We start from the raw sequence: 10,665 nt of genomic DNA on the forward strand, positions 1-10,665 counted from the left end.
ACTATGGAGAACTATGAAAAATATACTACATAGAAACCCCATTCCAGATATTGAATACCTAAAAAAGGAAGTGGTTAAATTATACTACGAATTAGTTGATGAAATATCTTTTGTCGAAAATTGGATAGATGAATATATTGTCAAAAAATAGGTATCATACTATATATTTATTAATTTTGAGAATTTTAGTATGTAATCATTTAAAGTTAATTATAAATCTATATATATGCTATGAAATAAATTAATTAAAGTATTAAAATATTGAATATTAGGTAATTTTATGAGTAATAGTAAATTTGATAATAATAATTATGGTTCAGATTCTGAATCTCGAGTTCCTCCTCGTCCTAAAAAAAGAGGTGAACGTATTGATGGTTATAGAGTTAGAGATGTTAAACCTTTTCATGAATTACTTCCTTTTTTAATGAAAACTCGAGATTCTTCTTCTAATTTCTTTAAAATGACTTACGATATTTCTAATGTGATTGAATATTTAGATGAAAAAAATAAAAATCTTGAATTAGAAAACAATGAAAATAATAGTATTAAAAAATATGGTTTTAATCTATTTTTTATAGCTGCTTTAACAAGAGTTATTGCTCTTAGACCTCATTTAAACAGGTTTATTTCAGGTAAAAGGATATATCAAAGACATGATATTGAAATTGGATATGTTATTAAAAAAAATTTTAATGATGATGGAGAGGAATCATCAACAGTGTCACCATTTCTTAGAGATTCCAATATTGAGGATGTAAAGGAAGTATTAGATAAATCTATATTTAATGTTAAAAAAGAGACTGATGATGGTACAGGAGATTTTATAAAAACTTTAATGAAATTTCCAACATTTATGGTTACAATTGTCATAGCTTTATTTGATTTATTTGCATTTATTGGTCATGGTCCAAAAGTTCTTAAAGACATAGATACTATGCAAGCTTCAGCATTTATTGCAAATTTAGGGAGTATTGGTCTTGAAAAAGTTCCATATCATCATTTATACGATAGAGGGACATGTTCTATGTTTCTTACATTAGGTAGGGCAAGAAAAGAACTTGTTTCAACTAAGGAAGGATTTGTTGAAAAAAATTTGGTTGATGTAGCTATTACAATGGATGAACGTATTACTGATGGATTTTATTTTGTAAAAAGCTTAGATCTATTACAAGATATTTTAAACAATCCTTATTTATTGGATAAACGATTGAAAGAAGTACCTATTGACAAATAACTATTAATTTTATTGTTAATAGTATTATTATTCCTATTTTTTAATATTAATAAAAGCATTCCTTATACCTAAAATGGTTTATTTTTGGAAATAGCTTTTGATCAAACTTTTTTTAAAAGTTTGTTTCGTATTAATAAAAGCATTCCTTATACCTAAAATGGTTTATTTTTGGAAATAGCTTTTGATCAAACTTTTTTTTAAAAGTTTGTTTCATATTAATAAAAGCATTTGGTATGATCAAAATAGTTTATTTCTGGAAACAGCTTTTGATCAAACTTTTTCTAAAAGTTTGTTTCATATTATTAACTATCTGCTAATTTATTAATTATATTAATACATAATATTGAATTATAATACGGGGATAGCTTTATCAAATAATAACACATATCAGTTTTATTTGAAAATCATTTTAATGCTTTTTTATTAATGATCTTTTTACTAGTTATAACTAATTTTTAATTTTTATGGAATGATTTTATGGAAAATTTGAATGATTTTATATTAAAACCTGCACGTGATGATTTAGATTGTAATCGACCATGGATAAAATATTATTCTGAAAATACATTTCCTAATATTGAGTATCCTGATAAAAACATGTATCAAATGATAGAATTTATTGGAGAAAATCGTCCAAATAATGAAGCATTAGAATTTTTAGGATTAAATATAAGTTATAATGAGCTAATTAGCCTTATTGATCAATGTGCTAAAGCATTAATTCATTTAGGTCTAGGGGTGGGAGATAAAATTACCATTTGTCTTCCAAATATTCCTCAAACAGTTATTGCTTTTTATGCAGTTAATAAAATAGGGGCAGTTTCTAATATGATACATCCATTATCTGCTCCTAAAGAAATAGAGTATTATTTAACTTTAACAGATAGTAAATTTGTTTTAACAACTGATTTTGCATTTGAAAATTTTGTAAATCTGAATAATGTGGATTTAAAGAGAATTATCGTATGTAAAATCCAAGATTATTTAAGTTCTGCTAAAAGAGCTGGGTTCTGGCTATTTTCTGGTCGTAAAATACCAAAAATTCCTAAAAATGATAATATTATAATGTGGAAAGATCTTCTTAAATTAGGCAAACAATCTAACACTTATAAGTTTCACATTGCTCAAAAAGATGATCCTGCAGTTATTTTATACACTGGTGGAACCACAGGTAAACAAAAAGGTGTTGTATTATCAAACTTGAACTTTAATGCTCTTGCACTGCAAACTGGTTCTCAAGTAAAAGTTGAACTAAATGATACAATGATGTGTATAATGCCATTTTTCCATGGATTTGGTTTAGGGGTTTCAATGCACACTACTTTAGTATTTGGAGCTAAAGCTATTCTTGTTCCTAAATTTAATACAGAAGAATTTGCTAAAACATTTAATAAATATAAACCTAATTTTATTGCAGGAGTTCCAACATTATTTGCAGCATTAGTCAATACTAAACAAATGAAAAAAACAGACTTCTCTTGTTTAAAAGGAATATTTTCTGGTGCTGATACATTGCCTAATGAAATTAAAGTTAACTTTGAGAATTTTATCCATGAAAAAGGAGCTAAAGTTAATATACGGGAGGGGTATGGTTTAACTGAAACAGTAACAGCAAGTTGTTTAACTCCTCCAGATGAATATCGTCATGGAAGTATAGGAATTCCATTTCCAGACACTTTATATCAAATATGTCACCCTGGAACACAAGAACCATGTGCTTTAGATGAAGAAGGGGAAATTTGCATTTCAGGACCTACTGTAATGCTAGAATACTATAAAGAAAAAGAAGAAACTGATATAGTACTTCAAAAGCATAGTGATGGTTATTTATGGATTCATACTGGTGATTTTGGGTCTATGGATAATGATGGATTTGTATATTTCAAGCAAAGAATTAAACGAATCATTAAAAGCTCTGGATACTCAGTTTTTCCAAGTCAAATTGAGAATGTTTTAATAGAGGATGATACAGTAGCTAACTGCTGTGTTGTTGGAGTTCCTGATCCATATCAAATGGAAAAAATTAGGGCATATATTATTCTTGAAGATGGATGTAGCCCTTCAAAAGAATTAGAACATAAGCTTTTAAAAAGATGTAAGGAATATTTGAGTAAATGGTCAGTCCCACAAGACTTCGTTTTTAGAGATGAGCTACCTTTAACTCAAATAGGTAAAATTTCCTATGTGGATTTAGAAAAAGAAATTTTAGATGAAATAAATGATTAACTATAGTCATTCCAAATAACTTATTCTTTTTGCACTGTTAATATTATGAAACAAACATTCCAAACTTTTAAAAAAGTTTGATCAGAACCTATTTTAAAAAATAAGCATTCTGAAAAAGAGACCATTTATTAGAAATCTTTAGTTTGATAAAAATAAATAAATCCATGATTTAAAAATATTATTAGTTTATATACTAACAAAACCTTGTAAATTAATAGTTTGATTATAATCAAACTACTTAAACTCATCCAAAAATCAATTATTCTTTAAAAAACTTATAACAAACTAAAATATCTTATATTCATTTAAATATTCATTAAAAGTACTATTAAGATTATTAACGAATGTAATATTGAAATTAATGTAAAATTATATTAAATAATAATTATTTACTAATAATATCAATTTTTAAATAGTTAATTAGTAAATAAGTTGATTTAAGTTGATTTTGATGAAAAATTGTCAAGTATATAATTATATTGGTTCTTTGATTTAAAATACATCAGTTAATTTTTCTTTTTAAAAAATGCTATCAGGACATTCTTATTTCGAGAATATTAACTTAAAAAATATTTTTATTCTATATAATAAATATTATCATGATTAATTAAGTATACATTAATAATTTACTATGATCTATTTAAATAAAGATTAAATTCTAAAAAATATCATTAAATAATCTCTTAAATATTAGATAATTTTGTCGAGTAGAAAATTTTTTGTCAAATAACACAATATTTATAGTTATATTACAATCAAGAAAATTATATTAAATATTATTTTAATAGCTATCATAAAATTCGTTTTATATAAAACAAAATATATAATAATAAATCCTTATAAAACTCATTTTTCTATGTTAGATCTGATTTAAGTGTTTAAGAATGATTAAAGATATACCAGGATATTCTATCTCTTGATCGGCAGTTAGATTCCATCCCATGTTAGTTATATTTTCAAGCCTTTTTACTTCAAGTTATGGCTAATATTACACTACCATAACCATTAATGCCCTCATTTCTCAAATACTAGTAGGATTATCATAATATATTCTACCAGTTAGTAGAAATAATAATCTCATATTTCAAGAAAATAAGATTTAATTTTTTAGAATTTTCGCTGATATATTATATGTTCGGTATAACAATAACATTTATATATTAGTCGAACTTAATATATAATTAACAAAATATAATATTTAATTTATAATTAATATTTATTTATAGAAATAAGTTCATGTTATCCAATATTGTCATATAATTGGATATACTTTAATTGTTGTTCTTAAATTAATATGAGTTTATAAATTAAATGAATAATTCAATCATATGCTACACATGAGAGAACAGATACTATGAAATTAGAAAATAAGGAAAATATTATAAAATTGAATAATTATTCTATGAAAAAACAAAAACAATCTGAATCTTCAAAAGGATTATTTCACAAACAGCTTTTTGATCAAACTTTTTCTAAAAGTTTGACTACAATAGCTATATTGTCAATAATAGCTATTTTATTTGTTGTTAGTGTTTCATCTGTTAGTGCTGTGGATGTTACCATTAGTACTACAAATACTACAGGTATTAACGGAGCTGTAGCTCTAACTAATGCTACTAGCACTAATCATACAGTAACACTTAATCCAGGAACATATAATAAAACTACTGATATTAAAAATAACATTACAACAAGTATAAATATCACAATACAGGGTAATGGGGCAAGAAACTTAATAATAATAGATGCGAGAAAACTTGGCAACATCTTTAATATCTCAGGCACAAGGAGTAATGTAACATTTAAAAACTTAACATTTATAAATAGTAATAATAGTGCTATCTACAGTTCTAACTCTAACTCTAAAATAACAATAATAAATTGTAATTTCACAAATAATAATGCTACTGATGGTGGTGGTGCTATTTATAATAATAGGGGTAGTTTTAGTGTGAGTAATTCTAGTTTTAGTGGTAATAATGTTAGTAATTATGGTGGTGCTATTTATAATAATTATGGTAGTTTTAGTGTGAGTAATTCTAGTTTTAGTGGTAATAATGTTAGTAATTATGGTGGTGCTATTTATAATAGTTATGGTAATTTTAGTGTGATTAATTCTAGTTTTAGTGGTAATAATGCTAGTAATTATGGTGGTGCTATTTATAATAATTATGTTAATTTTAGTGTGAGTAATTCTACTTTCACAGGTAATGGTAATAATGCTCGTTATGGTGGTGCTATTTATAGTGGTGGTAATTTTAGTGTGAGTAATTCTAGTTTTAGTGGTAATAATGCTAGTAATTATGGTGGTGCTATTTATAGTGGTGGTAATTTTAGTGTGAGTAATTCTAGTTTTAGTGGTAATAATGCTAGTAGTGGTGGTGCTATTCATAGTATTGGTGATAATGTTAGTGTGAAGAATTCTAGTTTCAGTGATAATAATGCTAGTAGTGGTGGTGCTATTTATATTAGGGGTGCTAATTTTAGTGTGAGTAATTCTAGTTTTAGTGGTAATAATGCTAGTAGTGGTGGTGGTGCTATTTATAATTATGATGGTGGTAATTTTAGTGTGAGTAATTCTAGTTTTAGTGGTAATAATGCTAGTGTTAGTAGTGCTATTCATAGTAATGGTGATAATGTTAGTGTGAAGAATTCTAGTTTTACAGGTAATACTGCTCTTAGTCGTGGTGGTGCTATTTCTAATGCAAATGGAGTTAATTTTAGTGTGTTTAATTCTAGTTTTATTGGTAATAATGTTAATTTGGGTACTGGTGGCGCTATTTATAACTTTTATGGTGATAATTTTAGTGTGAATGATTCTATTTTTACTAGTAATAATGCTAATGGTGTTTCTGGTAGTGGTGCTGCTATTAGTAATGATGGTGGTAATTTTAGCGTGTTTAATTCTAGTTTCACTGGTAATAAGGCTCTTTATGGTGTTATTTATAATACTGGAGATAACTTAACTGTGAATAGGTCTGTATTCTTTAATGATACACATATAGCTATTTATACATTGAATAATCGGACTTTTATTAATAATAACAGCTTTAATGGGAATAATGGTGTTTTGGGAATTGGTTTTGATGATTCAACTATTAATTTAAATAGCTATCTACTAAGTAATAATATAATTAATAATAATGATATTGTTTTAATTGTTGATGGTTCTGGGAATGATATTTCTAGTGGTTCTATTATTGGAAATAATAACTTAAGAGGAATATTTGTAAATGGGATGAACAACATTTTCTCTAATATTACAATAGCTAATTTAAAAGTTGGTCTAATTTTTAATTCATCTAATATTTATGCTAATTTAACTGTGAACAAATCTATATTTTCTAATAATAGTCATATAGCTATTTATACATTAAATAATCAGACTTTTATTAATAATAATTCCTTTGATGGTAATGGTGGTGTTTTAGGAATTGGTTTTAATAATTCAACTATTGATTTAAATAGCTATCTACTAAGTAATAATATAATTAATAATAATGATATTGTTTTGCTTGTTGATGGTTCTGGGAATAATATTTCTAATGGTTCTATTATTGGAAATAATAACTCAAGAGGAATATTTGTAAATGGTCATAATAATACTTTTTCTAATATTACAATAGCTAATTTAAAAGTTGGTTTCACTTTTAATACAACTAACAGTGGAAATATAATAAGCAATGCTACATTTTATAGTAATGAAATTGGTATATCAATGTTAGGTTCTAATGATACTGTTATGAGTTCAACTATAGTTAATAATACTATCATTGGTATTAATATCACAGGAAATAATAATATTGTTCAGTATAATCGTATTTATAATAATACTTTGGGACTTAATAATTCTGGTACTAATCTTAATGCTAACTTTAATTGGTGGGGATTAAATAATATTACTGGTCAGTATGCAAATAGTGGTGCTAATTTCAACTTAACATACTGGTATGTACTTGAACTTTCATTGAATAATACTTATTACACAATCCAAAATGCAACAAGAAATTACAGTAAAAATCAAAGTGCTAATTTAACCTATAATTTATCACTTAATATCCCAATAACTAATAATCCAAGCTTACTTCCTTACTTTGAAGTAACTGTATTAGTTAAAAACAGTACTGATATTGTTAACAGTTCAACTGGAGATATTAGAAATACCAGCCTAAATAAAACTGTAGTAATCAATAATCCTAATACACAATATTCAATTAATGCTTTATCTGATAGTGAAAATCTTATTTTAACCATTATTGGTGAAGATATTGATTACACAGTTAATGTAAGTCTTGTGAAAGTTGCAAATAAAAGCGTAGATGTTCATGTTGGAGACAATATAACTTACACAATAACTGTAACTAATCATGGAACATTAAATAATGCAACAGAAGTCTATGTAGAAGACACAATCGATTACAATAAAGTAAATTTCATTAACTCAACTGTAACTAAAGGAAATTATACTTATGGTACTGGAATATGGGATATCGGAGTACTAGAACCAGGAGAAACAGTAACATTAGAAGTATTTGTAACCATAACTGGAACTGGAATTATAAAAAACACTGCAATAGTCGAAGCAGATGAAAACAACACTAACAACAACACCACAAGCTCAGTAATACTTAACATAACTGATGTAGATCTAACCATAGTTAAAATAGCTAATGCAACAGGAACACAATACACTGGAGACAATATAACATACACAATCACTGTAAATAATAGTGGAGAATCTAATGCCACTGGAGTTTATGTAATGGATAATTTAGATTATACTAAACTACAATTCAATTCTGCAAACCCATCAACTGGAACATATAATGAAACTACAGGTAAATGGACAATTGGAGAACTTACCGAAGGTCAAACAGCAACATTAACAATAAATGTAACCATAATAAATAATGGAACAATTAAAAATACCGCAAACATAACTACAGACCAAAGAAACATAGCTATAAATGGAAGTAATTACACATTTACAGCATTTAGTGGTTTAGATGTTTATGTTAATGCAACAGGAGGACTAGACACTAACACTGGCGTAAACTGGACAAATGCACTACAATCCATAGAAAAAGCATTAGAAATAGTACAAAACAGTGGAACAATACACATAGCAGGAAACAACTACAACAACACTAATGGAATACCAAAAAACAACACCAACTTAACCATAAACAAAAATGTAACTCTCCTTGGTTATACAGTATTAAGTGGAGAAGTAATAATAGATGCATTAAACAATGGAAGAATATTCATCATTAATAATAGTCTAAATGTCACATTAATTAACTTAACTTTTGTAAATGCTAATATAAATGGATTGGGTAATAATGGTAGTGCTATTTATAATAATGGTTCTATAATCATAATAAAAGGTTCTAACTTTATAAATAACACTGCTTACAGTGGTGGAGCTATTTACAACAACAAGGGAAATAATTTTACTATAACTGAAAATACTAGTTTTATTAATAATACTGCTAGTTATGGTGGTGCTATTTATAATGATAGGGGTGGTGATTTTAGTGTGATTAATTCTAGTTTCATTGGTAATAATGGTAATAATGTTATTATTTACGGTGGTGCTATTTATAATAATAATGGTACTAATTTTAGTGTGATTAATTCTAGTTTCCTTGGTAATAATGCTAGTTATGGTGGTGCTATTTATTGTAGTGGTGGTAATTTTAGTGTGATTAATTCTAGTTTTAGTGGTAATAATGTTAGTCATGGTGCTATTTTTAATAATAATGGTAATTTTAGTGTGAGTGGTTCTAGTTTTAGTGGTAATAATGCTAGTATTTATGGTGGTGCTATTTTTAATAATGGTGTTGGTGATTTTAGTGTGATTAATTCTAGTTTTAGTGGTAATAATGCGGGGTTTTATGGTGGTGCTATTTATAGTAGTAGTGGTAATTTTAGTGTGAGTGGTTCTAGTTTTAGTGGTAATAATGCTAGTATTAGTGGTGGAGCTATTTTTAATAATATTGGTAGTAATTTTAGTGTGATTAATTCTAGTTTTACTGATAATAAGGCTTCTTATGGTGTTATTTATAATATTGGAGTTAATTTGACTGTGAATAATTCTGTATTTTCTAATAATGCTCATATGGCTATTTATACATTGAATAATCAGACTTTTATTAGTAATAATTCCTTTAATGGTAATGGTGGTGTTTTAGGAATTGGTTTTAATAATTCAACTATTGATTTAAATAGCTATTTACTAAGTAATAATATTATAATTAATAATGATATTGTTTTACTTGTTGATGGTCATAGAAATAATATTTCTAATGGTTCAATAATTGGAAATAACAACACAAGAGGAATATTTGTAAATGGAGAAAATAATACGTTCTCTAACATTACAATAGCTAATTTAAAAGTTGGTTTAACTTTTAATTCTTCTAATCATGATAATATTTTTACTAATGGAACATTAAGAGGAAATGAAATAGGAGCAATAATGGATGGTTTCAATGATACCATAATAAGCACAACAATTGTAAATAATACAATAGTAGGTGTAAACATCACAGGGTCTAATAACACCTTAAATTACAATAGAATTTATCAAAATGCTTTAGGTATGATAAACTCAGGAAATAATACTAATGCGAACTTTAATTGGTGGGGAAAAAATAATATCACTGATCAATACACTAACTCTAGTCTGAATTTAAACCTTAGCTATTGGTATGTATTACAACTTTCACTTAATTCAACATTTAACACAACTGTAAATGCAACAAGAAATTACACAAAAAACACTCCAGCAAACTTATCTTACAAATTAACATTGAATAATTTAACTACCAATATTACTAATACTCCAAGTTTATTACCTTACTTCACAGTAGAAGTATTACTTAGAAACAGCACAGGTTCTGTTAATAATAGTACTGGTGATATAAGGAACTTAACATTCTCTCAAGTTGTAATGTTAACTAATAATGATCTCCAAGGATCAATTAATGCTTTAGCAGATGATGAGGATATTATTCTTATTCTTGATGATGGAACTAAGGTTAATCTCACTATTCTTAAAGTTGCCAATGTAACAAATGTTTCAAATAATGGTACTATTAACTTCACAATAAATATAACTAACAATGGGGCTGATTTTGCATCTAATGTTACTTTCACTGATTTACTTAATGAGAGTTTTAAACTTTTGAACACAACTGGAG

Annotated in this window: 3 protein-coding genes; all 3 read left to right on the plus strand. The window is 26.4% G+C overall.

All coding sequences use genetic code 11. The features are described from left to right. The first annotated feature begins 280 nt into the window (after positions 1 to 280). On the plus strand, positions 281 to 1,234 hold the full coding sequence (locus MBFIL_RS09865) for a hypothetical protein (RefSeq protein ID WP_066974041.1): 954 nt from the start codon (positions 281 to 283) through the stop codon (positions 1,232 to 1,234). A 477-nt stretch (positions 1,235 to 1,711) separates the two neighbouring features. After that, entirely contained in the window at positions 1,712 to 3,460 is a 1,749-nt protein-coding gene (locus MBFIL_RS09870; protein WP_084266390.1) for an AMP-binding protein, read from the plus strand. A 1,354-nt stretch (positions 3,461 to 4,814) separates the two neighbouring features. Next, the coding region (locus MBFIL_RS09875) for a DUF11 domain-containing protein (RefSeq protein WP_157078753.1) at positions 4,815 to 10,665 on the plus strand (5,851 nt) is incomplete at its 3' end.

Origin of the sequence: Methanobrevibacter filiformis, assembly GCF_001639265.1 — an archaeon.
In the GTDB taxonomy this organism is placed as follows: Archaea; Methanobacteriota; Methanobacteria; order Methanobacteriales; family Methanobacteriaceae; genus Methanacia; species Methanacia filiformis.

Coding starts and splice junctions, on each gene's coding strand:
- MBFIL_RS09865 (WP_066974041.1), top strand. CDS start 281: ATGAGTAATAGTAAATTTGATAATAATAATTATGGTTCAGATTCTGAA.
- MBFIL_RS09870 (WP_084266390.1), top strand. CDS start 1,712: ATGGAAAATTTGAATGATTTTATATTAAAACCTGCACGTGATGATTTA.